This is a genomic window from Vibrio sp. YT-19(2023), assembly GCF_033337395.1.
Genome location: NZ_JAWOQN010000328.1, coordinates 1 through 821, shown reverse-complemented (window position 1 = coordinate 821; position 821 = coordinate 1). Strand labels below are relative to the sequence as shown.

Sequence of the window (821 nt, the reverse complement as noted above, 5' to 3'; positions counted from 1 at the left end):
AATCAAGCAAAGTGACGGTGCAAGCTACGATAGCCACTATGGCGTCAAAGTGTACGGAAACAGCCATGGTTTGTTAGCAAGCTACGCGTCTAGCCGCCACAGCACAAGCTGCTGCGTTATTGGCGTAGGCAAAAATGGCGAAATGGAACGTGACTACAGCTATACCGTTGCCCGCCATCGTGATGATTTGTGGACGCCAGAAACCGTCGGCCGCAAAGCGGCGGAAAATACTGTAAGCCGACTGGATGCTCAACGATTGAAAACGGGCCAATACCCAATTATGTTTGCGGCAGATGTGGCAACTGGCTTGATTGGTCACCTAGTGATGGCGATCAGCGGTGGCAACCTGTACCGCAAATCTTCTTTCTTACTGGATCATTTGGGTAAACAAGTCTTGCCTGAATGGTTCAATATTTCAGAGCGTCCGCATGTATTGCGCGGTTTGGCTTCCAGCCCATTCGATAGCGAAGGCGTTTATACGCAAGATCGTGAAATCATTACCGATGGTGTGTTGGCGACCTATCTACTGACCAGTTATGCCGCTCGCAAGATGAAGATGGATCCAACCGGTCACGCTGGGGGTATTCACAACTGGTACGTGAAGTCGACAGGCCAAAACTTTGAGCAAATGCTGAAGGAATTGGGCACAGGCCTTTTGGTAACAGAAGTGATGGGCCAAGGTGTAAATGTGGTAACGGGTGATTACTCTCGCGGTGCGGCAGGCTTCTGGGTTGAGAATGGTGAAATCCAATACCCAGTCTCTGAAATTACCATCGCCGGTAATCTAAAAGACATGTTCACTAAGATTGTGGCCGTTGGTA

General features: G+C 49.6%; 1 protein-coding gene. It reads left to right on the top strand.

From position 1 onward, the window contains the following. Positions 1-821, top strand: an 821-nt coding sequence (gene pmbA / locus R7E78_RS25715) for a metalloprotease PmbA (RefSeq protein ID WP_318058553.1), incomplete at both ends; no start/stop codon positions are given.